The 23,165-nt window shown below is 67.7% G+C and carries 18 protein-coding genes; 12 read left to right on the top strand and 6 right to left on the bottom strand.

Annotated elements, in window-relative coordinates; genetic code table 11:
• Window positions 1-49: 49 nt before the first annotated feature.
• From B9Y82_RS09460 to B9Y82_RS09445, 4 genes are read right to left on the bottom strand one after another with little or no spacing between them, the layout of a single operon-like run.
• Window positions 50-373, bottom strand: a complete 324-nt coding sequence (locus B9Y82_RS09460; protein WP_100472739.1) for a DUF2149 domain-containing protein — start codon at window positions 371-373, stop codon at window positions 50-52.
• The gene (locus B9Y82_RS09455) at window positions 373-849 is read right to left on the bottom strand and encodes a MotA/TolQ/ExbB proton channel family protein (RefSeq protein WP_100472736.1); all 477 of its coding nucleotides are present in this window, start codon (window positions 847-849) and stop codon (window positions 373-375) included. Before B9Y82_RS09455 ends, B9Y82_RS09460 begins: the two co-directional genes overlap by 1 nt.
• Window positions 846-4,751, bottom strand: coding sequence for a cobaltochelatase subunit CobN (gene cobN / locus B9Y82_RS09450; protein ID WP_100472733.1), 3,906 nt, complete (start codon window positions 4,749-4,751; stop codon window positions 846-848). Before cobN ends, B9Y82_RS09455 begins: the two co-directional genes overlap by 4 nt.
• 2 nt (window positions 4,752-4,753) lie before the next feature.
• Entirely contained in the window at window positions 4,754-6,697 is a 1,944-nt protein-coding gene (locus B9Y82_RS09445; RefSeq protein WP_100472730.1) for a TonB-dependent receptor domain-containing protein, read from the bottom strand.
• A 185-nt stretch (window positions 6,698-6,882) separates the two neighbouring features.
• Here B9Y82_RS09445 and B9Y82_RS09440 point away from each other — a divergent pair, with 185 nt between their 5' ends.
• The 10 genes from B9Y82_RS09440 to B9Y82_RS09395 all read left to right on the top strand — a co-directional run bounded on the left by B9Y82_RS09440 (window position 6,883) and on the right by B9Y82_RS09395 (window position 17,499).
• Window positions 6,883-7,386: an RNA polymerase sigma factor gene (locus B9Y82_RS09440; RefSeq protein ID WP_100472727.1), complete on the top strand. Its 504-nt coding sequence runs from the start codon at window positions 6,883-6,885 to the stop codon at window positions 7,384-7,386.
• 82 nt (window positions 7,387-7,468) lie between these two features.
• Window positions 7,469-8,425, top strand: coding sequence for a FecR family protein (locus B9Y82_RS09435; protein ID WP_100472725.1), 957 nt, complete (start codon window positions 7,469-7,471; stop codon window positions 8,423-8,425).
• Window positions 8,426-8,608: 183 nt separating this feature from the next.
• The gene (locus B9Y82_RS09430) at window positions 8,609-11,731 is read left to right on the top strand and encodes a TonB-dependent receptor (RefSeq protein WP_100472723.1); all 3,123 of its coding nucleotides are present in this window, start codon (window positions 8,609-8,611) and stop codon (window positions 11,729-11,731) included.
• A 54-nt stretch (window positions 11,732-11,785) separates the two neighbouring features.
• Window positions 11,786-12,550 (top strand): Slam-dependent surface lipoprotein, encoded by a 765-nt coding sequence (locus B9Y82_RS09425; protein WP_049422975.1) that lies wholly within the window; start codon window positions 11,786-11,788, stop codon window positions 12,548-12,550.
• 90 nt (window positions 12,551-12,640) lie between these two features.
• Window positions 12,641-14,095 carry a porin family protein gene (locus B9Y82_RS09420; RefSeq protein WP_100472720.1) on the top strand — a complete coding sequence of 485 codons (1,455 nt, stop codon included), beginning with the start codon at window positions 12,641-12,643 and terminating at the stop codon, window positions 14,093-14,095.
• Window positions 14,096-14,231: 136 nt separating this feature from the next.
• Window positions 14,232-14,636 (top strand): response regulator, encoded by a 405-nt coding sequence (locus tag B9Y82_RS09415; protein WP_100472717.1) that lies wholly within the window; start codon window positions 14,232-14,234, stop codon window positions 14,634-14,636.
• Between the two features lie 9 nt (window positions 14,637-14,645).
• Window positions 14,646-16,232, top strand: a complete 1,587-nt coding sequence (locus tag B9Y82_RS09410; protein ID WP_100472715.1) for a sensor histidine kinase — start codon at window positions 14,646-14,648, stop codon at window positions 16,230-16,232.
• Window positions 16,233-16,302: 70 nt separating this feature from the next.
• Window positions 16,303-16,644 carry a type II toxin-antitoxin system prevent-host-death family antitoxin gene (locus B9Y82_RS09405; RefSeq protein WP_100472712.1) on the top strand — a complete coding sequence of 114 codons (342 nt, stop codon included), beginning with the start codon at window positions 16,303-16,305 and terminating at the stop codon, window positions 16,642-16,644.
• 3 nt (window positions 16,645-16,647) lie between these two features.
• Entirely contained in the window at window positions 16,648-17,274 is a 627-nt protein-coding gene (locus tag B9Y82_RS09400) for an AAA family ATPase (RefSeq protein ID WP_100472710.1), read from the top strand.
• 9 nt (window positions 17,275-17,283) lie between these two features.
• Entirely contained in the window at window positions 17,284-17,499 is a 216-nt protein-coding gene (locus B9Y82_RS09395; protein WP_238381577.1) for a hypothetical protein, read from the top strand.
• Window positions 17,500-17,584: 85 nt separating this feature from the next.
• Here the strand turns inward: B9Y82_RS09395 and proP are convergent, their stop codons facing one another.
• Window positions 17,585-19,072, bottom strand: a complete 1,488-nt coding sequence (gene proP, locus B9Y82_RS09390; RefSeq protein WP_100472707.1) for a glycine betaine/L-proline transporter ProP — start codon at window positions 19,070-19,072, stop codon at window positions 17,585-17,587.
• A gap of 572 nt (window positions 19,073-19,644) precedes the next feature.
• On the opposite strand from proP, the gene B9Y82_RS09385 reads away from it, so the two are divergent.
• Together B9Y82_RS09385 and B9Y82_RS09380 are read left to right on the top strand one after the other, a co-directional pair.
• Window positions 19,645-20,061, top strand: a complete 417-nt coding sequence (locus tag B9Y82_RS09385) for a host attachment family protein (protein ID WP_100472704.1) — start codon at window positions 19,645-19,647, stop codon at window positions 20,059-20,061.
• A gap of 5 nt (window positions 20,062-20,066) precedes the next feature.
• Window positions 20,067-20,390 carry a thioredoxin family protein gene (locus B9Y82_RS09380; RefSeq protein WP_100472701.1) on the top strand — a complete coding sequence of 108 codons (324 nt, stop codon included), beginning with the start codon at window positions 20,067-20,069 and terminating at the stop codon, window positions 20,388-20,390.
• Window positions 20,391-20,594: 204 nt separating this feature from the next.
• Here the strand turns inward: B9Y82_RS09380 and B9Y82_RS09375 are convergent, their stop codons facing one another.
• Complete coding sequence (locus tag B9Y82_RS09375; RefSeq protein WP_100472698.1) at window positions 20,595-22,913, bottom strand: autotransporter outer membrane beta-barrel domain-containing protein; 2,319 nt, start codon at window positions 22,911-22,913, stop codon at window positions 20,595-20,597.
• Window positions 22,914-23,165: the final 252 nt, after the last annotated feature.

The raw sequence follows: 23,165 nt of genomic DNA, 5'->3' as shown, positions 1-23,165 counted from the left end.
CGGCGAGCGTGGAGGTGGCCCGCGCAGGCCCACCCCGCAAGGCCTGGATCTACCGGGCCGGGGTGGTCCCCTCCGGCACATACACCATGCGTCCGTCCGGCAGCCGATAGGTCACGCCGGCCTTGACCCCGCCGCCTTCGCCGATCTCGCCGGTGGACTCGTAGCGGGTCAGCTCCTCGCCCTGCTTCACGGTGATGCGCATGTCGGCCTGGCCGGGGTTCTCGATCACGGTGACGTCCTGGCTGGCGAACGGATTGAGCGGATTGCGCACGATCACGATCATCAGGATGCCGGTGACCACCAGGAACAGGTCGATCAGGTTCACCACCGACAGGATCGGGTCGTCGGCTTCGTCGTCATCCAGGAAGCGCATCAGTGCGCCTCCTGCTGGCGTTCGAACAGGCGCAGTTCCTGCAGCAGCCAGCGCCGGCGCACGGTCAGCACCAGATAGGTCAGGCTGGCGGCAACCAGGGCCAGGATCACCGACGAGAAAGCCACCACCATGTTCTCGCCCACGCCTTGCGCGTCGCTGCGGGTCAGCGCCAGCAGTGCCGGGCCCATCGGGATCATGGTTGCGACCAGGCCCAGCATCGGTGCGGTGCGCGAGACGATGCGCAGGCCTTCCAGGCGTTTGAGGATATGCAGTTCCAGATCGTCGCTGCAGCCGCCGTGGCGGGCCTGCCAGGCCAGCAGCTCGGGCCGGTGGCGGCCGCGGCGGCGCTGCAGTCCTTCCCACAGGAAGGCACCGAAGCTGAGGAAGGCATAGGCCAGCGACAGCAGGATCAGCAGCAGGACCGGAACGAGGAACAGGTGGGAGAGATCGTAGAGCGTGGATTCAAGCGCGTTCATGCGGAAGCCGTGTTGGAAGGGGAACGGGAAGGACCGGCGCGCCGTGCGTTGCGCCGTGACTGCAGCGCGGCACCTGCACCGAGCAGGGCCAGCAGCACACCGGGCGCCCAGCGCGTGGCAGGCGAGTGCGCAGCCGGCGGCGGCACCTGCCGCATCACCTGGCCTCGCACCTTCGGCGAAGGAGCGGCGGCCGCTTCGACGGTGGCGGGTTGTTGAGCCGCGGAGGCCGCAGCGCGGGTTGCCGGTGTGGCGGCGGCGCGGCCGAGCCCATAGCCCGGGCGTGCCTGCGTTGGTGCCGGCCCCGGCGCTGGCGAAGCCTGCAGCTGCTGCAGCCGTGCCTGCAGTTCCGCGCGGGTGTGGTCATCGGGTTGCCAGTAGCCGCGCGTGATCGCCTCCTGCAGGCGCTGGATCATCTGCACCTGCGCGCTGGCGTTGTGCTGCTCGAACCACTGCGCCAGGCCCAGCTGCCGGCTGTCGCGCACGAAGGTGTCATGCACCGCCTGCCACTGGTCGGCGCGGACGGTGGCTGGCGCGGTCACCTGCCAGCCGAACAGGTTGTCGACGTTCTTCAGTACTTCCAGCGTGCCGGCATAGCCCTCGGCCTGCATCGCACCGATCCACTGCGGGTTCAGTGTCTGCGCGCGCAGCTCATCGGCGAGGAAGCGTGCGGTGCTGCGCGTGCGCGGTGCCGGTTCGCGCAGGTCGGAGACGTACAGTGCCGGGCTGGTGCCATCGAGGTGGCGCACGGCCAGCGCCAGCCCGCCCAGGTACTCGAAAGGATGGTCGGTGCTGAGCAGCCCATGGGTGTTGGAGGAGCGCGACAGCACCGCCGCCTGCACGCCGCGCAGCTGTTCGGCGAACAGGTTGCCGCCGGGCAGGGTGGTCGCCTGGCCATCGCTGCCGTAGCCGTGCTGCAGGCGATCCAGGAAGCCGCGGGCCAGCGCCGCATCGTCCTTGCCCGCCGCGCTGCCGCGCGCCAGCACGGCATGGTTCAGGCCGCTGCCATACTCGCCGGGCGCATTGCTGAAGATGCGCAGGCGCGACAAGCGCTGCGCCTGGTCCGCAGGGACGCCGTCACGCTGCAGGCGCTGTCGCAACGCCAGTGCATTGGCGGCAATCGGGTTGCCGGGCGAGGCCGGCATCGCCGCCAGTTGCTCGATGGCGCCAGCCAGCAGTCGCAGGAACGGATCGAACTGGTCGCGGTAGACGCTGGTGGCCTGGATCACCACGTCGATGCGTGGGCGTTGCAGTTCTGCATCGGGCACGATGTCCAGGGCGATCACCTTGCCACCACTGTCCCAGCGCGGGCGCAGGCCCAGTGCGTGCAGTACCTGCGCCTCCAGCACGCCAAGGTGGCGGATGGCCTCGCTCGACCATAGGCTGATGGCGAGTTTGCGTGGCAGCTGCCCATCGTGATCATCACGATAGGCCTGCAGCAGCTGCTGCAGGGCGAGCTCGCCGGTGTCGAACGCTGCGCGGGTGGGAATGCGGTCGGGTTCGAACGCGAACAGGTTGCGGCCACTGCGCAGTTCCGGCGTGCGTATCGGGTCGCCACCGGCGCCGGGCAGTACGAAGCCACCCCCGAGGCCATGCAGCAGCGATTCGATCTCCTGTGTATCGGCCAGAGCTGCATCCAGTTGCACGGCATGCTGCAGCGCTGCGCGCAGGTCAGGGGTGGCGACGCTGCCGATCGGCGCACCTTCGCGCAGGTGGTGCAGCAGCGTGCGATAGCCGAGGCCCTGCTGGATTTGCCGGTAGTCCACCGCAGTGGCCTCCATCGGATCCTCGCCCAGCGCTTTCAGATAGCCCGGCCCCAGCTGCTGCATCACCACCAGCAGGCGGTGCTCGGGCGAAGCCGGTTCGCCGAAGGTATGCAGCCCCAGTGGCAGGTTGCGCCGGGCAAGTTCGTGCAGGTGGTCGTGCAGCACCGGCAGGAAGCTCTCGAAGCGGGCCTGCATGTCCACCGCGCTCCAGCCCAGGTCGGCGGCGATGCCACTGTCGGTGGCCAGGGTGCGCAGGCGTGCGGCGGTGGCATCACGCACCGGCCCCTGGTCCAGCTGCTGCAGTTCGTGCACCACCGCGTGCAGGTCGCGCAGCTCGTCGTACAGGCCGGACGGCGCGAACGGCGGGGTCTGGTGGCTGACCACCACCGCACGGCCACGGCGCTTGGCCTGGATCGCCTCGCCGACGTTGTCCTGGATGTACGGGTAGAACACCGGCAGCTCGCCCACCGCCAGCCACGGATAATCGGCAATCCACAGGCCGCGGTCCTTGCCCGGCGTCCATTCCTGCGTGCCGTGGGTGCCGAAGTGGATCAGCGCATCGGCCCTCCACTGCTGGCGCAGGTACAGGTACGCCGCCAGGTAGTAATGGCTCGGCACCGATGCCATATCGTGGGTGGCCTCGCCGACTCGGCCCGCGCGCGGGGGCTGCGGCATCAGCAGCAGGTTGCCCAGGCGCAGGCGCGGCAGCACGAACACGGCCTGTCCGTGCCGCTGGCGTACCGCGGGGTGGTGTGCAGGATCGCCCCACTGTGTGCGCAGTTCATCGCGGCGCGAAGCGGGCAGGGTGGCCAGCCAGCGGCGGTAGTCGGCCACCGGCAGGGTATCGGCCAGCCCGGCATCGAGCAGCGCGTCCAACCGCTCGGGATGGTAGTAGCCTCCCAGCAGCGCCTGCAGCTGCTCGATCAGGGTCCTTTCATCCACCGGCTGCGTCGAATACCCGGCCTGTGCCAGGCGTGGCAGCAGCGCCTCGATGCTGCGCGGCACGTTGAGATGCGACGCGGACAGGTTGCGTTCGCCGTCCGGCGCATTCCAGAACAGCAGCGCCACGCGTTTGTCGGCCGCGGCGGTGTGGCGCAGCGCGGCCAGCCGCTGCAGCTTGGCGGCCAGTGCATCGATCTGTTCGGGAATCGGCTGCAGTTCGCCGCGCGCATTGGCCGAGACCACGATCGGATCACTGGCGCCCCAGGCTTCGGGCACGGCGACGAAGGTTGCCAGGGTCGCCATCGGGATGCCGGTGGTCGCCGCGCGCCAGTCATCCGCGCCGCCTTGCCGGTGGTTCAGTGCCTGCAGCACCGGCACGTCCAGTGCGGAAAATTCGGCGGCACGCGCGCTGCCGTTCTGCAGATGGGTCAGGTTGACCAGCGCATCCACCTCGATGCCGCGCAGCGCCTGCTGCAGGCCGTCCTCGGCGGCGGCATCGAACCAGACGCCGAACAGCGCAACCTTGCGCACGCGTCCTGCCTCGATCAGTGCGTCCAGCACCTGGGTCTGCATGCCGCTGAGCATGCTGCCGGAAATCAGCACCGCCACCTTCGGCCATGTCACCTGATTGTCGCGCTGCCACTGCGCCTGCAATGCGTGTGGGCTGTCCAGCCAGTGGCTGCCGCCCGTGCTGTAGCCGGTGGCCGGCAGCACCTGCGGCAGCGGCAGTCCGTCGGTCCCGGCACCGCTGCGCCAGGCCTGCAGGTATGCCGCCAGCGTGCGGATGTTGGCCTCGCCACCGTTGCCGTAGTAGCCGGCGATCCTGCGCGCGGCTTCGGCCGGAAGCTGCCCGGAGGCAGGTGCGCCGCCACCCACGCGCAGCCAGGGTACCTTGCCGTTCTGCAAGGGGCCACCGACCACCGCCATGACCTCTTCGACATCCGTCGGTCGCGGCGTGTCCAGCAGCACCAGGTCGGCGCCCGCTGGCCAGCCAGCGGGCAGCGCCGCCGCCGGGTCGACCACGCGCTGCTGGAAGCGCACCCTTGCAGGCGCACCCAGCGCGTCCAGGCGGGCGATCCTGCCGGGCAGCACGAAGCTGCTGCTGACCACCTCCACCCGCAAGGGGGCGGGCTCGGCACGGGCCGAGGTGCCAAGCATCAGCCACCCGAGCAGCAGCCATGTCCACCCGCCGCGCATGGTCAGAAGGCCAGTTCGATGCCGGCATGCACGTAGCGGCCGGTTTCCGGGTACGGGTACAGCGCACCGGTTTCATCCAGCCGCGTGTCGGCCAGGTTGTCGATGCCGGCCACCACGCTCACCGCCGTGCTCACGCGCCAGCGCGCGTCCAGCGACCACAGCCAGTAGTCGGGCAGGGTCACCTGGCTGCTGCCGGCCACCTGCTGCTGTGGGCCGATGTACTCGCCGCGCACGGCGGCCTGCAGGGGGCCGCGCTGCCAGTTCAGCGCGGTTGCACCGCTACGGCGCGGACGTTCCGGCAGCCATTGGTCGGCCTGACGGTCGCGTGGGTCCAGCCAGCTCCAGTTCGCCTCGAAGGACAGATGCTCGCTGATCGGCGCGGTACCGGCCAGCTCGAGGCCACGGATGCGTGCACGGGCCACGTTGGTGTAGTTGCGCAGTTCGCGGCCGCGCACGCCGCAGGCACGCACGCAGGTGGTCTGGATCAGGTCCTTCAGGTCATTCTGGAAGGCAGTGGCCTGCAACGACCAGCGCTGCTGCTGCCAGGCCACTGACAGCTCGGCGCTGGTGTTCTGTTCCGGCTTCAACTGTGGGTTGCCGACAATGGTGAAACGCCCACCGCCGCCCACGGCGGAGTACTCCGGCGAAAGCTGTTTCAGGCTCGGGGCCTTGAAGCCGCTGCCGATGCCGCCCTTGATTGTCAGCGCGTCGGTGGCATGCCACACCGCATACGCACGGGGGCTGTGGTGCCAGCCGAACTCGGGATGGCGATCACCGCGGCTGCCGAACACCAGCGAGAGCGCGTCGCTCACCTGGATCTCGTCCTGCACGAACAGCGCGCTCTGGTTGGACTGCAGGTGACCACTGCGTGCGCCCGCCGCATCGTCCAGTTCCTGCCGCCGCCATTCGCCGCCGACGCTGACGCGGTGGCGTGCACCCAGCGCAACGGTGGCGCGCGCATCGACGATCTGGTCGGTCAGCTGCTGCGGCCGCGAGGCCTCGCCGCGGTCGCGACGGTTGTCGCGGTCCAGCGTCGCTCGGTAGGCACTGACCCGGGTCTGGCCCCAGTCCCAGTCGCCCTGATGGCTCAGCGTGGTCTGGCGGCGACGAATGTCGTCGATGGTCTCGTACACATAGGGTGCGGCACCGGCCTGCAGCGCATGGCGGCGGCGTTCCTCGCGGCCCTGCAGGTGCGACAGGTCGATGCGCTGGTGTGCGTCCGGGGTCCAGGTCAGTACCGCGCGGCCGGTGTTGGCGCGGCGTCCCTCCTGCTCGTCCAGGCGGTCGTCGGTTGGGTCGCGGGTGGCGTCCTTCTGCCGGTGTTCGGCAAATACGCTCAGGCCCAGCGTGCCGGGCAGCAGTGCGCCACCCGCATAGACGCCGGCCTGCGCGGTGTTGCCGCCGCGGTCGCCGCCCACCACGCCAGCGTTGTAGACCAGGTTGCCCTGCCAGTCGTCGGTGGCGCGGCGGCTGATCACGTTGACCACGCCGCCCAGTGCCTCCGAGCCATACAGCGAGGACATCGGGCCGCGTACCACCTCAATGCGTTCAATCGCCGCAGCCGGCAGCCAGCCCAGGTCGAAATCCGAGTGGGCGATGGCATCGGCCGACGCGCTTACGCGCTGGCCGTCCAGCAGCACCAGTGTGTAGCCAGGGTCCATGCCGCGGATGCGGATGCCACGACGCCCGAAGCCGACGCCGGCCACGGTGACGCCCGGACTGCCGCGCAGTGCGTCGGCCAGATCCAGCACCGGCCGCAGCTGGATCTGCTCACGGGTGATCACGCTGATGGAGGCGGGGGCGTCGCTGGCCAGGCGATCGGTGGCAGTGGCGGTCACCACGATCGGATCCAGCTGCGAAGGTGCCTCTGCCGCCGCTGCCAGTACGGGGGCCAGGGCAAGGAGGATCGCGCCGGACAGTCGGCGGGCGGGGACGGAACGGGACATGGGAAGGGGTCGCTACGAATGTGACGATATAACATAGCATCATCTTCACGAAATCTTCATAGGCCGAAGGTCCTGCCTGTGGCGACGTCGCTGAACGGGGGTGCGGTATCGCGGCCGGACGCCTACAATCCCGGCTCGGACCGTCGCCATCACGCCCATCATTCCCCGGTCCGGCCTTGGCACCTATGTCTCCCAATGCCCTGGCGCTGGTCGAGCTGCTGATCCGCGAGCGCCGTGCGTTGTCTCGCTTCATCGCGCGCTACCTCGACCCGGCCAGTACCGAGGACACCCTGCAGAACCTGTACCTGAAGGCCAGCAGCGTGCCCGGCGACCCGCCCATCCTGGAGCCGCGCGGCTATCTGTACCGGATGGCCTACCACCACGCGCTCAACCGCAGCCAGGCCGACGCCCGCGAGCGGCGTGCGATGGCCGAGTACGCCACCGACATGGCGGAGGTGGGCCACGACGGCGAGGCCCAGGCGCTGGACCAGGCACAACTGCGCGAGATCACCCAGACCATCCTCGCGTTGCCAGCGCAGGTACGCGAATGCTTCGTGCTCAACCGCTACCTAGGCCTGAGCGAGCGCGAGATCGCCGCCCGGCTCGGCATTTCCAAGAGCCTGGTCGGCAAGCATGTGCTACGCGCTGCGTTGCTGATCCAGCAGCACCAGCAGGGAATGCATCGATGAGCGGCGATTGCCGTGGGCAGATCGCGCCCGCCGTTGTCACAACAGGAAAGCGCACCCGTTCGTGGTGCGGCAGGCCACAACCATGACCACGTCCGAACCCTCGCCGCGTCAGGCCAGGCAGGCGTTGCGCTGGGTGATCCGGTGCAGTGCAGGCCCGCTGCCGGAACGCCAGCAACGAACCCTGCAGCGCTGGCTGCAGGCCGATCCCCGCCACGCGCTGGCCTGGCGTCGGCAGCAGGCCTTCTGGCAGGGGCTGGATGCTGCCGGGCCCGACGTGCTGGCCGCGCTGCCCGAGTTGACGGCTGATCGCCAAGGGCTGCGTCCGATCGCGCCGCGCCGCCGCCTGCCGTGGCTGCTGGCCAGTGCTGCCGCGGTGGTGCTGATGGTTGCCGCTGCGCCGCACGCGCTGCTGCTGGCACGTAGTGACCTGCGCAGCAGCGATGCACCGCGCGTGGTGCAGCTGGAGGACGGCAGTACGGCGGTACTCGATGCCGGCACCGCGTTGGCACTCGCGTTCGACGGCGAGCAGCGGCGCGTGCGCCTGCTGCGCGGGAAGGCCTGGTTCCAGGTGGCGCATGAGCAGCGGCCGTTCCAGGTCGAGGCCGGCGGTGGCCAGATCCGCGATATCGGCACGGCGTTCAGCGTGTCGATGCAGGACGCCACCATAACCACCGAAGTCAGCGAGGGCGTGGTCGATGTGCGCCCGGGCGATGGCAGCGTGCAGCGCCTGCACGCCGGGCAGGCACGTGTGTTCCGTGACGGGCGCTGGCTGCAGCCGGTGCAGCGGGAAGATCCCGGGTCCATGGCACCGTGGCGGCGGGGAGAGGTCGTGATCGACGATCAGCCGGCCACGCAGGCCATCGCCGATCTGGCACGCTACCGTCGTGCCCCGGTCTGGGTGCTGGGCGGGCAGGGCGCACGCGTACGGGTCAGTGGCCTGTTCCACCTGCAGCAACCGGAGACCGCCATCGACGCGGTGGCCGCGCAGGCAGGACTGCGCGTACAGCGCTTGCCCGGCGGCGCGCTGGTGGTGTGGTGAGGTGCCGCCGTTTCCTGGCGGAAACCGCGGCATGAAAAAAAACATGAAAAAACCGTGGGCACTCGCTGTGCCCCGCTGTCTATAGAGGTATAGCCAGAGCGAAACACCGTTTTTCCTCAAGCCAGACACGCCACCGGCACCGGATGTGCCGGTGGTCCCGCCCCGCTTGAGGAGTTCCTGTCCATGCCGTCCACGGCATCCGCCTGTCATCGCCGCGCCACTGTCCTGGCCCTGGCCATCTCCACCGTATTGCTGCCGCTGGCCTGGGTGCCGGCCGTGCAGGCGCAACCGGCGATCGTCGCGCCGCTGCGCCAGTACACCATTCCGGAACAACCCCTTGCTGATGCCGTGCGTGCCTTTGGCCGCCAAGCCGATGTGCAGGTGGTGTTCCGCAGCGACCTGGTGGAAGGCCGTCGCTCCAGCGCGGTGAGTGGCGAGTACAGCCAGATGCAGGCCCTGCAGCAGCTGTTGCGCGGCAGCGGCGTGCGCGCGCAGCGCGGCATGGACGGCACCTGGAGCCTGCGTGCCGCAGTGGAGGCGGGTGAGGGGGAAGGGGTGCGGGTGACCGAGACACTGGACGTGGCCGGTCGCCTTCAGTCGGAAGGGGGTGAGGCGCGCGATCGGCGCGGCTACGATGATGTGTTCGCGCTGGACCTGACCACGGCGTATTCGGGGCGCGACCGGGTGGAGCGCTACCGCGGCTCCAACCCGGCCGACGTGGTCAAGGATCTGGTCGGCGTGTTCAGCGGCGATGCGCGCAACAGCGGCGCGCTGGACATCAACATCCGCGGCATCCAGGGGCCGGGGCGGGTGCCGGTCAGCATCGACGGTGGCGAACAGGCGCTCACGGTCTGGCGCGGCTACAACGGCGTCAGCAACCGCAACTACATCGATCCCAACCTGATTGGTGGCATCCAGGTCATCAAGGGGCCAGGGCTGGTGCGCGATGTGCACAGCGGGATCGGTGGTGCGCTGGTGATCAAGACCATCGACGTTGACGACATTGTTGCTGCCGGCGAGCGCTTCGGCGGGGAGCTGAAGATCGAAGGCAGCAGCAATGCGGTGGCCCCACGCCTGCCTCGCCTGCACACCGGCGAGGACTACCGAAACGTACCGGGCTTCCCGCAGGGCTCGCCGAACTCGCCCTATGACGACCGCACCCTGGTGGTGCCGGTGAAGTCGCGCAGTGGCAACAACCCCTTCGATGGCGAGGACCAGGCCTGGCGCCTGGCGCTGGGCGTGCGTGGCGACAACGTCGACCTGATGGCCGCCTACGCCTGGCGCAAGCGCGGCAACTACTTCTCCGGCAGCAAGGGAAGCGCGTACTACGACCAGGACCGGCGCGAGCAATACGAGTACCAGGGCATCGACTACATCACGACGCTGGCGCGCTACTTCAAGCCGGGCGATGAAGTGCCCAATACTTCCAGCGAACAGGAGTCCTGGCTGGTCAAGGGCAGCTGGCAGATCAACGATGACCAGCAGTTGAAGGCGACCTGGCGGCGCACGCTGTCGCACTACGGCGAGATCATGCCGTCGCGTATCCTGTCGGCGCCGGATTATGGTCGCATCCAGTGGCCGCTCAGCCGGGTCGATTCCGATGCGTGGAACCTCGAGTACCGTTTCCAGCCCGCCGACAGTCGTTGGCTTGATCTGTACGCCAACCTGTGGCGTACCGAGACAGACAGCGATACCTACACCGCCGGTGGGTTTCCCAATTTCGCACCGGGCAATCCGGCGTGGAATCCCGGGGTCAGCCCGATCCTGCGCAACACCGCACTGGCAAATGCGCGCAATGACCGCACCGGCCTGACCCTGAGCAACCGCTTTGCGCTGCATTCCACCCTGGACCTGACCGTGGGCGGCAACTGGCAGTACGAGAAGCTGGGTTCGCGCGACCCGTACTTCGGCACGACCGATGGATGGCGCATGTTTCCACGTGCTGGCCGGCGCCAGGAGGGCGAAGGCTATCTCAACCTCGAATGGCGTCCGGTCGACTTCCTGACCCTCAACGCCGGCGTGCGCTACAGCCGCTACTGGGCCTTCGATGATTTCCTGCAGGCGCATCCGGAGCTGCTGACGAAGGGCGTGGGCAGCAAGGAGGCGACCTACCGGACGAATGAGTTGCCCGAGCGGCCGGCCAGCCTGCAAGCGGAGATCGATGCACTGGAGGCCGAACGCGAGTTCTGGGAGAGCATCGGCATGGGTTCGGTGATTGACGATGCACTGCATGGTCTGCTGGCGTACTATGAGACGCCGCAGGCGGTGGAACATCGGCTTCCGTGGTTGCCCGATGCCAACGGCAACTATGCCCGTGCGACCAACCCCTGTCTCAACGGCAAGGTGGCGGCCATACCCGGCGTGCTGCCGATCTACCCCGGCAGCGACCTGGTCTGCAATATCGGCAACACCATGCAGTCGCGGCCGGTGGACGGGCGCAATGACCGCCGCCGCGATCACGCGTGGTTGCCCACTTTCTCGGCCACGGTGAACCTGTCCAGCGCCGCGCGCGTCTACCTGCGCTACAGCGAAGCAGTGCGCTTCCCCAGCATGTTCGAAAGCACCATCGCTTTCTCCAGCAGCCTCAATCCGCTGTACACGCTCAAGCCCGAGCATGCCTACAACTACGAGCTGGGCTACGTGCACAACCTGTCGGGCCTGTTCGGCAACACCGCCGATGCCGACGTCAAACTGGCCTATTACGTGCACAAGACCCGCAACGTGATCGAGCGCGACGCCTACTTCCTGTTCGACAACATCGACAAGCAGACCATCCGCGGCATCGAGCTGCAGGCACGCTTCGACAACCGGCGGTTCTTCACCGACCTGGGTATTTCGCGCACGCTGGAAAACGAGGTGTGCGACGAAAGCACGGCAGTGCTGCTGGACGCCAACCGTGGCCTGGTGCCGAACTGCGTGCAGGACGGCTTCGTCAGTGGCTACCTGCTGACCCAGGCGATTCCGAAGTTGTCGGTGAACCTGTCGCTCGGTACGCGCCTGTTCGATGAACGGTTGGAACTGGGCAGCCGCATCGTGCACTACCAGCGCCACGAAAACCCCGACCTGCAGGCCTACCGCGACCGGTTGCTGGCCGGTGGCAGCAGCCTGCTGTGGCAGAACGTGCCGTTCACCTGGGGCAACATCACCACCGTCGATGCATACGCGCGCTGGCGCTTCAACGAGCACGCCAGCGTCGAGCTGGTGGGCAGCAACCTCGGCAACCGCTACTACGTCGACCCGGCCACGCGCTCCACGCTGCCGGCGCCGGGCCGCACCCTCAAGCTCGGCATCACCGCGCGCTTCTGACCTCCCGCCTTCAAGCGTTGTACCCGTAGTTCCCACAACCCAAGGAGCAATACCATGAAGATGATCTCCCGCTCGGTGCTCGCCGTTGCTGCCACCTTTGCCCTGGCCGGCGCCGCGCATGCCGCTGACATCGTCGGTGCGGCCAGCCCGGTGACCGACGCCGAGCTGTACGTCGCCGTCGGCGAATCGCAGGTCAACGGTGGCCCGCACCAGGCAGGCAAGGCCGGTATCGGCGTCGGCACCGTGTCCAACGCAAAGCCTGTCGATTTCCAGGGCCTGAGCCTGTACTCGGGCACCACCACCGTCAATGGCACCGCCGTGCGCACCCTGGCCATGCCGATCACCGGCGCACCAGGCAGCCATGCCGGCATGGGCCACTTCAACTTCGTCAAGGTCGGCAGCGGCGATGTGTGGTTCGGCGAATGGTCCAAGGATGGCGCCGCCGGTGGCTTCAACAACCGCCAGGTGTACTTCGTCGGTGACCGCGCCGGCACCACGCTGCCGGCCGGCGTAGCCACCTACAGCGTCGCGGGCCTGAACAAGTTCAACGGCAGCAACCTGCTGTCCGGCACCTTCCGTGCGGACTTCGGCAGCGGCAAGCTGCTCGGCGGCCTGACCGGTGGCGGCCTGGCGATCAACGTCAACGCCAACATCAACGCCGCCAACGCCTCGTTCGCGGGTACCGCCACCGCCAACGGCACCGTTGCCGGTGCCACCCAGGGCCAGTTCTTCGGCGCCAACGCCGCCACCCTGGCCGGTATCGCCACGTTCGCCGGCAACAGCCAGTACGACACCGCCTTCGGCGGCAGCAAGAACTGATCGCCACGCCCCTGACGGGGCAGGGCAGGGACAAGCCGCGATCCGCCAGTCCCTGCTTCGGCCCGCTGCATGCACCACCACGGATCGACCATGCGCCACTCCATCTTCCTTGTCGTACTGCTGTTGGCTGCCACCGATGTGCGCGCCCAGCAGGACGATCTTCGACGCGTGCTTGAACAGGGCACCGACCTTCGCCACCAGCAGCAGGACCAGCAGCGCCTGCAGCAGGCCGAGTCGGCGCGGCCGACCATCACCATCGACGGCCAGACGCTGCGCGTGGAGCGCACCGTCGACGATCTCGGCCAGGCGCTCTACCTGTCGCTGCAGCATCAGCAATGGCAGGCCGCCGCTGCGTTCCTCGAGGAGTACATCGAACTGCCGGGGCATGACCCTCTGCTGCGCCACTATGCGCAGGGGGCGCTGGCGCGGGTGGCCGGCGACCATCGCCGCGCGGCGAAGGAGTACGAACTGCTGCTGGCGGCGCAGCCGGATTTCCTGCCAGCCCGCCTCGAGCTGGCGCGTGTCTATGCGGAAGACCAGCGCGATCGCGATGCGGTTGCGCTGTTCACGGCCATCGCTGCAGGCATCAATGCCGATGATCCAGCCACGGCCGGCGTCCGTGCCCGCGTGGACGGCTACCTGGGTGCCCTGCAGGCGCGCCAGCGCTGGAAAGGCGCGCTGTCCGCCGGCCCGGCGTGGAGTGACAACATCAACCGCAGCTCGGCCAGTCGCACCTGCCTGTTCGGCGTGGGCGACGCCTGCATCATCGAACGGAAACTGCCCGACGCCCAGCGCGCGGCGGGCCTCGACTACGACGCCAGCCTGGAACGGCGCTGGGTGCTCGGCGGGCATCATGGGCTGTACGTGCGCGGTCTCGCCTTCGGTCAGGCATGGCGCGGGCACAGTGCCTACAACGAGCTCAATGCCAACGTGCAGGCGGGTTACAGCTGGCGTAGCGCACGGCAGACCGTGATGCTGGCCCCCAGCTATGACTACCAGGGCCTGGGCAACCATGCGCTGCAGGGCGGCAGCGGCGTGCACGGGGAATGGCAGTACGCTCTGGATGCGCGCAGTCTGCTCAAGCTGGAGGCCGACTGGAAGCGGCAGCGGTATCGCCAGCAGGGCCTGGCCAGCAACTACGACGGCGAGCTGGCATCGTTGTATGCCACCTGGTTCCGCGCGCTCAATCCGCGCTGGACGGTGTTCGCCGGGCTGGATGTCACCGGCAGCAGCGCAGCCGACCCGGCCAACGGCTACCGCCAGCGCGGCCTGCGGCTGGGCGCGGCACGGCAGTGGAGTGGCACCACGGCCACGGTGTTCGTGTCGCTGCGCCATCGCGATTACGATGCCTGGAGTCCGCTGCTGGAGGCGCGCAGGCAGGACGACGAGCAGAACCTGATCGCCATCGTACGCAGCGAGCGGCTGGCCGTGGCCGGGCTGGTGCCCAGCCTGAGCCTGCGCTACGCCCGCATCGACAGCAACGTCGGCTGGCTGTACAGCCACGACCGCAGCCTGCTCAGCCTGAAATGGGAGCGTGCGTTCTGAACGCGCCGCTGCAATGCCGGAGTGAATGCGCCGTGGCGGTGCTCTTCATCGATCATCACGCGCCCTTGTAGCCCGGTTCGCGCATCCTGCGGGCGTTGCGGCAGAGGTGGGCCGCGTGTATCGAGGAGCGCCGGTCGTGCTGGAAGCGGGCAACAAACCAGAGGGCCTGAAGGGGCTGAGAGTGCTGGTGGCGGAGGATGAATTCGCCATCGCGATGTTCCTGGTGGACTACCTGGAGCTGAAGGGCGCGCAGGTGGTTGGGCCGGCCGGAGATCTGCAGGCCTTGGGGCGGCTGGTGGATGACAACCCCATCGATGTGGCCCTGCTGGACATCAACCTGGGCGGCGAGCAGGTGTACCCGTTGGCCGATCGCCTGGCCGAAGCGGGCACGCCGTTCATGCTGACCTCCGGCTACGACGACAACCTGCCCAGCCGCTTCGCCAGCGCGCCCCGCTGCACCAAGCCTTATCACATCGAGGCCCTGGTCCAGCAGTTGGCGGGCCTGGTGGCGACGCCGCAGGCCCCTGCGGGCGTCGCCTGATTGCGCGGCATGTCGCGCCGCATCGAAGGCCTCCAGGCCGCCGGCCCGAGGGGCGGAATGCTGCCGGCCCCGCGCCTGCAGGCGCGCCACGATGGCATGGCCGCGCGCATCGCGCGCCACGACTGGTCGTCCACGCCATTGGGCGCTTGTGAGCAGTGGCCGCCCCACCTGCGCGCCACCGTCGACCTGATGCTGGCCCACGGCTTCCCGATGATCGTGCTGTGGGGCGAACAGTTGGTGCAGCTCTACAACGACGGCTATGCCGAGATCCTCGCCGACAAGCATCCTGGCGGACTCGGCCAGCCGACCCGCGAGTGCTGGCCCGAGGTCTGGCACATCAACGGGCCGATCTACCAGCGGGTCTGGCAGGGCGAGACCATCACCTTTGAGGACAAGCTCTATCCGCTGGCGCGGCGGGGGCGGTTGGAGGATGTCTGGTTCACCATCACCTACAGCCCCATCTGCGGAGAGGAAGGCCGCATCAACGGCGTGCTGGTGACCATGTTCGAGACCACCGCGGCGCACGTTGCGCAGGCGGCCCGCGAGCGCGAGGAGCGCAAGCGGCGGGAAAGCGATCGCCGGTTGGCGCTGGCATTCAAGGTGCTGCCGGTGGGTGTCTGCATTGTCGACGCCGAAGGCCGCCTGCAGCTGTCCAATGATCAGATGCGTGCGTACCTGCCCAGTGGCAAGGTGCCCTCGACCGATGCAGAGAACCAGCATCGCTGGCGCGGCTGGCATGCAGACGGTTCGGCCATCGGCCCCGAGGACTTCGCCATCGCCCGGGCGTTGCGGGGCGAGACGGTGGTTCCGGGCCTGGAGTTCCAGTTCACCCATGATGACGGGCGCGCACGCTGGACACGCGTCGCCGCCGCGCCACTGCGCGATGCAGACGGCGAAGTAACCGGCGTGTTCGCCATCGCCGTGGACATCGACGATCTCAAGCGCGCCACCGAGCGCCAGTCGGTGTTGCTGGCCGAACTGCAGCACCGGGTGCGCAACATCATGTCGACCATCCATGCCATTGCCTGGCGGACCCGCGAGTCGGTTGGCAGCGTGGATGAGTACGCCGAACGCCTGTGCGGGCGGCTGATGTCGCTGGCGCGCACGCAGAGCCTGCTGACCCGTGGTGCCAACGCGGGGGTCTGCCTGCGCGGCATGCTCGACGAAGAGATCGCGGCACAGACACCGGCAGCGGCCGCCTACCGCCTGCAGGGCGAGGACGTGCTGCTGCCGCCGAAAGCAGCCGAAGTGCTGTCCCTGGCGATCCACGAGCTGGCGACCAATGCCCTGCGGCATGGCGCACTGACCCATGAGGATGGCCGGATCGAGGTGGCCTGGGATCTGCAGGTTCAGGCCGGCCAGCCATGGCTGGGCCTGCACTGGTGCGAGCGCCATGCCGAGGTGGAGGACTGGGAGCTGCCCCGCCAGCGTGGCCTTGGCCGGGCGCTGATCGAGCAGCGCGTGCCGTACGAGCTGGCCGGCAGCGGCGAGCTGCGCTTTGGCCCGCAAGGCCTGGACGCCTGGATCCGCTTCCCGCTGCGCGAGCGCGACAGCCTGCTGCAGACTGACGCCCCGGATACCCGGCCCAACGGGTAAAAGGGAATTTATCTCCAATTTGGCCAAATTGGGTATAGTGGCTCTCATCACCCCCGCCTGGAGCCATGCCATGACCCTGCCGCTGGACCTGCCTGGCCTCGAGAAGGCCCCGGCTTCGTCCGTGAAGACCCGGGGCTGGCCGAGCCTGATGCGCACCGTGCGCGAGAAGCAGGCGCTGGTCATCACCAACCACAATCATCCGGAAGCGGTGATCGTGGACATCCGCACGTACCAGGAGCTGCTGGCCAAGGCCGCCGGCGGTGACGCCGGTGAGCGCAGTGAAGAACTGCTGCGCCTGCGCGGTGAGTTCGACCAGACCCTGGCCGGCCTGCAGCGCGGTGAGGGGCTGGACAAGGTGCTGGGCCAGCCGATCCGCCGCGGCCGCAAGGTCACCCTCGGCCGTCCGCTCTGACCGATGGGGCGGATCCTGGTGCTGGCCGGCGTCAACGGCGCCGGCAAGAGTTCGCTGCTGGGTACCTGGCTGGAAGCCGAAGGGCTGGGCTGGTTCAACCCCGATTCGTTCACCCGCCGCCTGGTGGAGGCCGGCTGGCCGTTGCCGGAGGCCAATGCCGAGGCCTGGCAGGAAGGCACCCGCCGCCTGCGCCAGGCCATGGCCGATGGCACCGACTTCGCCTTCGAGACCACGCTGGGCGGCAACACCATTCCACGCCTGCTGCGTGAGGCCTGCGAACGGCATCAGGTGGCGATCTGGTTCTGTGGCCTGGCCACGGTCGAGCTGCATATCGCCCGCGTTGCGGCACGGGTGGCTGCCGGCGGCCATGACATCCCGGTGGAGAAGATCCACGCGCGCTTTGATTCGGCGCGCGAGAACCTGCTGGAACTGCTGCCACACCTGGCCGAGCTGCATGTCTACGACAACAGCGCCCCGGCCGACGCCGAGGGCTGCGTCGAACCGCTGCCGGTGCTGGCGATGGCGCATGGCCAATTGCAGTATCCGGTGTCGGTGGCCGAACTGCTGCATACGCCGGACTGGGCCAAACCCATCGTAATGCGTGCGATGGAGTTGGACACCCCGCCGTAGATCCACGCCATGCGTGGATGCCTGGGCTGCACGGCTGGACAGATTCCTGGCGCCATCCGCGTCATCCGCAACCAGGGTGATCGCATCATTGTCGATTTCACAGTCACTGCCGGGGCAACAGTCTGTGAATGGAAGAGCCCGAACCGCCACGTCTGCCCGCCGGAGGGTCACTACACCTGGATGCTGCGCTGGACGCCGGGGAAGCTGGCCCGCATCAAGAAGTAACGCCAACGTAGCGCCGGGTGTATGCACCCGGCGCCAGTGTCCCCTGGGATCCACGCCAAGCGAGGATCGCGTTCTGCGCCCAGCCTCAGGCCGGCTTCACCTGCTCGGGTTCCGCAACGTCCGGTAGCGGTGGCAGGTTCGGATCCACCGTCACGGGTACATCGCTCTTCAACAGCGCAGCGGCTTCCTTCCTGCAGCCGACGGCCGGCGGCGAACCGCGCAGCGGCAGGCCGGCGGTCTCCTTCACGAACAGCATGGTCACCAGGCCGATCACCGCCGCGCCCATCAGGTAGTAGGCCGGTACCAGCGGGTCGCCGGTGCGTTCCACCAGCCACGCGGTCACCAGCGGCGTGGTGCCACCGAACAGCGACACCGACACGTTGAAGGCGATCGACAGCGCGCTGTAGCGCACCGGGGTATAGAACAGTGCCGGCAGCGTGGATGGCATCGAACTGGTGAAGCACACCAGCGCCAGCCCCAGCAGCATCAGCCCGAGGAAGATCAGCCCATCATTGCCGCTGCCGACCAGCAGCAGGCACGGCACCGCCAGCACCAGCAACGCGATGCAGGCGCCGATGATCATCGGGCGGCGGCCCAGCTTGTCACTGAACAACCCGCCGACGATGTTCAGCGGCATCATCACCAGCATCACGATGATGATCAGCAGCAGGCCCTTGCTCTCGGCGTAGCCCATGGTGACGCTGAGGTAGCTGGGCATGTAGGTCAGCAGCATGTAATCGGTCACGTTGAACACCAGCACCAGGCCCATGCAGACCAGCAGCTGGCGGCCATGTACCTGCAACAGCGCGCCCAGCCCGGGCCGGTCGTGCTCGCGCTTTTCGGCTTCTTCGGCAAAAGCGCGGAATGCCGGGGTTTCCTCCAGCCTCATGCGCATGTACAGGCCGAGCAGGCCCAGCGGGCCGGCCACCAGGAACGGAATGCGCCAGCCCCAGTCCAGCATCTGTTCGCTGCTCAACAGCATGTGCAGTGCCGTTACGGTACCGGCGCCGGCGATATAGCCGCCCAGCGTGCCGAACTCCAGCCAGCTGCCCATCAGGCCGCGGTTGCGGTCGGTGGAGTACTCGGCGATGAAGGTGGCCGCGCCGCCATACTCGCCACCGGTGGAGAAGCCCTGTACCACGCGTGCCAGCAGCAACAGCACCGGCGCCCAGATGCCGATGCGCTCGTAGGCGGGAATCAGGCCGATCGCAAAGGTGCCCAGCGCCATCAGGATCATGGTGAATGCCAGCACTTTCTGGCGGCCGTAGCGATCACCCAGCGGGCCGAATACCAGGCCGCCCAGAGGGCGCACCAGGAACGCCACGGTGAAGGTGGCGAACGCGGCGATCACCTGTGCGGTGGGATTGCTGGACGGGAAGAACACCTGGCCGATGGTGACGGCCAGATAGCCGTAGACACCAAAGTCGAACCACTCCATGGCATTGCCGAGGGCGGCGGCGCCGACGGCGCGCTTGAGCATGGGCTTGTCGACGACGGTGATCTCATCGACCTTCAGGTGGCGGCGGCGCTTGAACCAGCCGAAATGGGCATGTGCATCGGGGGTGTCCTGCATGGGGGGCTCCCTTGTAGGTAGAAGAGGGGAAATGTGCGGTGAGACAGGTCCCGGAAATCGGAAACGGCGATGCAGGCGCAGGGGGCGCAGGGGCATCGGTGAGTGGCGTGGGGGCCGGGGAATGTGTGCAGGCGCAACGCCCCGCGCATGGCAAAGCACCGCTGCCATGGCGGAAACGCAGCAACGCAATCACAGCGGCCGCGCAGTCAGCGGCCGGGGGTCACATCAGCGTAGGGAGTGCAGGCAACGGGCCTGCGGGCGTCATCCGCCGGGATCCAGCGCGAGGCGATGGAAATGCAGGGCGGGAGCATTCGTGGCAAGCGAAGCGCCGGTCGGCAGTGCTTCCCACGTAACAGGTGCGCCCGTCACGTAGTGGGTCATGTCGATCATCCGTTCATCATAACGGCATTGGCGTGAGCATGCAGCGAAGCGGGCTGATCTGCACGCTGTGTTCCATCGCGCCTGTTCATGCGCGAATGCAACGCAATGACATGTGTTGAACGAACTCTGGCCGCAGCGCTCACACCGTGCTGTCTACGGTGGGGGTGAACGCAATCGAGAAGGAGCATCGCATGACCCGTCGCATTCCCGAAGGTACGCTGATCATCGTCGCCGATGGTGGTTCGGCCCGCGTGTTCACCAACGTTGGCAGCGAGCATCAGCTGGCCCTGAAGCAGGAAGGCGAGCTGCGGCTGCAGGACATCAGCGAGCAGGGTGTATCCGGGCAGGGCCCGGCCGGGGCGGTGCCAAAGGACATGTCCATCTCACAGCTCAACGAAGCGACGTTCGCCAAGCAGGTCGCCGAGCAGCTCAACGAGGATGCACTGAACAACCGCTATGCGCACCTGGTACTGGTGGCCGACCCGACCACGCTGGGGCGCATCCGGCCGCTGCTGCACAAGGAGGTCCAGGCGCGCCTGCTGGGTGATATCGCCAAGGACCTGACCAACGCGCCGCTGGAAGACATCCAGAAAGCGCTGGCGGCGTAGCACGCATGCCATTCATGCGTGACCATGTTGCCGCCGAACCGGCCCGCGCCGATGTTGATGCGCAGGCCGGTTGGCTGCTGCTGGAGTTCGGCGCGCCGTGGTGTGGCCACTGCCAGGCTGCGCAACCGGCGCTGCAGGCAGTCGTGGATGCGCACGACCTGCCGCACTGGAAGATCGAGGATGGCAAGGGCAAGCCGCTGGGTCGCTCGTTCCAGGTGAAGCTGTGGCCAACCGTGGTCCTGCTGCGTGACGGCCAGGAAGTGGCGCGGGTGGTGCGGCCGGTGGAACGCGCAGATCTGGCAACCTTGGAGAGCGCGCTACCCGATTGATCGGTACCCGCCTTATGCGGCGTCGCGCCACGCTCAACTGATTGCCGTGGAGCCAAGCTCCACGGACGTCCAGCAAAGCCGTGCCCGATTGTGCCGCACGGTTCAATGCAACGAGGCCCGCGCGTCGTGCAACCCTTCATGCCGCCCAACAGCAAAGGGCGGCCCGGGCCTGCGCCGGAGTCGCCTTCTCCAGGCCCAAACGCCTTACCAGTGGTAGCTCATGCCCACCTGCGCACTGGTCTGGTGATAGCCACTGGCGTGTTGCAGCGACAGCCCACCCCAGGCGCCGATGCCGTTGCTGAACTTCAGCGACGCACCGGCACTGAACTCGCCACGGCTGCGCGGAATGCGGGCATCCACCACCTCGTCATCCATGCGGATCTGCGATTCGGCACGGGTATGCAGCCAGTGGGCGGCCAGGTACGGCTGCACCTCGGTGGACCCGTTGCCCCAGCGGGTCACGCCGGACAGGCGTAGGCCCGCACGGCCGAACAGGCCGTTGGCGTTCTCCGCACCCACCACCGTGCCGTTGGCTTCGGTGTGGCGGTTGCTGTCCCAGCGTGTGTAGCCCACCTGCAGCTGCGGCTCCAGATAGAGGCCGCCATTGCGGGCGCCGCCTACACGGAACGCGTAGCCGGTTTCCACCGCACCCTGCCAGGCGCGGCTGTCGTAGCGCTCGGCTGCCAGGCCGATGCCCTCCACGCGGTTGCGGAACTGCGCACGCTGCACCGAGCCATCCACGTAGAAACCTGCATACGGATCGGATCCATTGCCGCCGCGCAAGGTGCCGTAGAGGCCCAGTGCTTCGCCCTTCACCTTGCCGCGGGCGTAGTAGCCGGTCAGTTCATTGGTGGAGGTGCTGGTGGCATTACCGCTGGACAGCACTACACCCGCGCTGCTACCCGAATCGTGACGCCATAGATCGGCACCGACAGTCAGCGCCTGGCTGTTGCCTCGGATATCCAGTTGCTTGCTGACCGCATCGAAGCCATTGCGCGAACCATCCACGCGCGCCCAGGCGCGGCCGCTGTTCTGGCCGGCATGCCGGTCGTGATAGCCGAGGCGGAACATGTTCTGCGCGGCCTGCAGATTGGCCAGGTAGGCACCCGGTTCCGGGCGCAGCACCGGTTCCGGTTCAATCGGATCCACGGGCTCCACGGGATCGATCGGTCGGCATTGCGGTAGGCGGGGATCGACAACACACGGGTCCGGCACGGTCGGCAGCTGCGAGCGCAGGTACCAGTTGCCGTCGGTGCCAGTGCCCTTGTGCAGGAAGTACTCGTACTGACCGCCCACCGCGCGGCCGGCCAGGTTGAACTGGCCATTGGAGGCACCGCCGACCTGGATCAACTGGATGCCTTGGTGGGTCTGCGCACCGGCACCCCCTACGTTGTTGACGCGCACGTTGGCCGTGCCGCTGGTGTCGCCGCCGATGACGAGCCTGTCGGTGGCCGCATCATCGCCAGCCAGCAGGGTGTTGAACACGATCGTGCCATCCGCGCCGCTGAAGTTGCCAGCCACGTTGAGCGTGTGGAAGGCGGAGCCGTCGCCCAGGGAGACGGTGCCATTGCCGAGGCTGAGAGCACCGACCGTGGAGTTTCCGGTCATGTTCCAGGTGGCCGAGTCCAGCGTGGCGCTGGTGACGCTGGTCATGACGCCGGTGATGCTCGCGCCGTTGGACAGTGCGACGTCAACCGTGCCACCGGCTGCGTTGACAATGCCGCCGGTCGCGCGCGAGGCATCCAGATTCAGGTCGATCACTGCGCCCGCATCCTCAACCAGGAGTGCGGTTCCGCTGCCGCCGATCAACTCGCTGCCGTTGCGGAAATTGAACGTCGCGACGACAGAAGGCCGGCTGCCAAGGCGCACGACGTGTATACCCGCGCCGTTTCGACCTTCGACGCGGGACGCGTCTATTTCCACATTGCCTCGATCACCGGGCGCGGCCAGTTGATACGATGCCGTAATGCCAGCGTCGTCACCAATGAGGGTGCTTCCATTCCGGGCAAGCAGGTGGGCTGGGTCGGCCAGCAGGAATCCAATGCCGCGGTCAAAGGTGCCGCTGGAGTTGAACGTACCCTCAAGCCGGCTTGCGTCCAGCGTCAGGGCAGCACCCTGTGTGGCACTGCCGCCGAAGCCGGCACCGGACACTGTGCTGCGCTCGATGAATGCGATCGACCAGCCGGCACCGCCACCGGAGGTGGTCAGGCTCAGGGCGGGGCCAGCGGTGTTGTGTAGGGTGCCCTGGATCAGCGTAATTGAGCTGTTGGTCAGGTTGACCCGCCCCTCAATGGATGTACCAATTGCGATGATGTCGGATCTGTTGGTTGCATTGATCCCCAGAAGACGGGCGCCTGGCTTGGCATTCAACCCTGCGCCGTTCAGGACCCATGTTTCGGGCGTGTCGCCCGGGTTGACCTCGGCGCCCTGGCCAGGTCCAAGACTGCCGGCCTGCGCCGTGTGCGCGAGGGCGATGCCGGCGGCGATGGCCAGTGCAAGGGAATGACGAACTGCGATCTTCATCGTGGAACTCCTGTAGGAATCGAACTTCAGGAAAGGGATCGCATTCCCTTCGTCGCTGTGAACAAAAGGCCGGGATGACGCGGGGGGCGAAGTGATTTCGGTGCCTTTGCCAGCCCGTGGCTGCAAAGTGGGGGAGGGGCGCATGAGTACTGCGAATGCCGCCACAGGCTTTGCACCGCTGTGCCAGGCTTGGGGACAGTGTGGCAAGCGTGTCTGGATCGATCCATGCAATTAATTGCAATCTCTGCTTGC

The organism is Stenotrophomonas maltophilia (genome assembly GCF_002799155.1).
Taxonomy (GTDB): Bacteria; Pseudomonadota; Gammaproteobacteria; order Xanthomonadales; family Xanthomonadaceae; genus Stenotrophomonas; species Stenotrophomonas maltophilia_R.
Note: the sequence above shows the minus strand (reverse complement) of the source record. Positions and strands in the feature narration are given on the sequence as shown.

Bases quoted from the DNA above. Each gene is read 5' to 3' on its own strand.
- B9Y82_RS09405 (WP_100472712.1), top strand. From the start codon at position 16,303: ATGACCCTGCCGCTGGACCTGCCTGGCCTCGAGAAGGCCCCGGCTTCG.
- B9Y82_RS09455 (WP_100472736.1), bottom strand. From the start codon at position 849: ATGAACGCGCTTGAATCCACGCTCTACGATCTCTCCCACCTGTTCCTC.
- B9Y82_RS09410 (WP_100472715.1), top strand. From the start codon at position 14,646: ATGTCGCGCCGCATCGAAGGCCTCCAGGCCGCCGGCCCGAGGGGCGGA.
- B9Y82_RS09420 (WP_100472720.1), top strand. From the start codon at position 12,641: ATGCGCCACTCCATCTTCCTTGTCGTACTGCTGTTGGCTGCCACCGAT.
- B9Y82_RS09385 (WP_100472704.1), top strand. From the start codon at position 19,645: ATGACCCGTCGCATTCCCGAAGGTACGCTGATCATCGTCGCCGATGGT.
- proP (WP_100472707.1), bottom strand. From the start codon at position 19,072: ATGCAGGACACCCCCGATGCACATGCCCATTTCGGCTGGTTCAAGCGC.
- B9Y82_RS09380 (WP_100472701.1), top strand. From the start codon at position 20,067: ATGCCATTCATGCGTGACCATGTTGCCGCCGAACCGGCCCGCGCCGAT.
- B9Y82_RS09430 (WP_100472723.1), top strand. From the start codon at position 8,609: ATGCCGTCCACGGCATCCGCCTGTCATCGCCGCGCCACTGTCCTGGCC.
- B9Y82_RS09395 (WP_238381577.1), top strand. From the start codon at position 17,284: ATGCGTGGATGCCTGGGCTGCACGGCTGGACAGATTCCTGGCGCCATC.
- B9Y82_RS09375 (WP_100472698.1), bottom strand. From the start codon at position 22,913: ATGAAGATCGCAGTTCGTCATTCCCTTGCACTGGCCATCGCCGCCGGC.
- B9Y82_RS09435 (WP_100472725.1), top strand. From the start codon at position 7,469: ATGACCACGTCCGAACCCTCGCCGCGTCAGGCCAGGCAGGCGTTGCGC.
- cobN (WP_100472733.1), bottom strand. From the start codon at position 4,751: ATGCGCGGCGGGTGGACATGGCTGCTGCTCGGGTGGCTGATGCTTGGC.
- B9Y82_RS09400 (WP_100472710.1), top strand. From the start codon at position 16,648: ATGGGGCGGATCCTGGTGCTGGCCGGCGTCAACGGCGCCGGCAAGAGT.
- B9Y82_RS09440 (WP_100472727.1), top strand. From the start codon at position 6,883: ATGTCTCCCAATGCCCTGGCGCTGGTCGAGCTGCTGATCCGCGAGCGC.
- B9Y82_RS09425 (WP_049422975.1), top strand. From the start codon at position 11,786: ATGAAGATGATCTCCCGCTCGGTGCTCGCCGTTGCTGCCACCTTTGCC.
- B9Y82_RS09460 (WP_100472739.1), bottom strand. From the start codon at position 373: ATGCGCTTCCTGGATGACGACGAAGCCGACGACCCGATCCTGTCGGTG.
- B9Y82_RS09445 (WP_100472730.1), bottom strand. From the start codon at position 6,697: ATGTCCCGTTCCGTCCCCGCCCGCCGACTGTCCGGCGCGATCCTCCTT.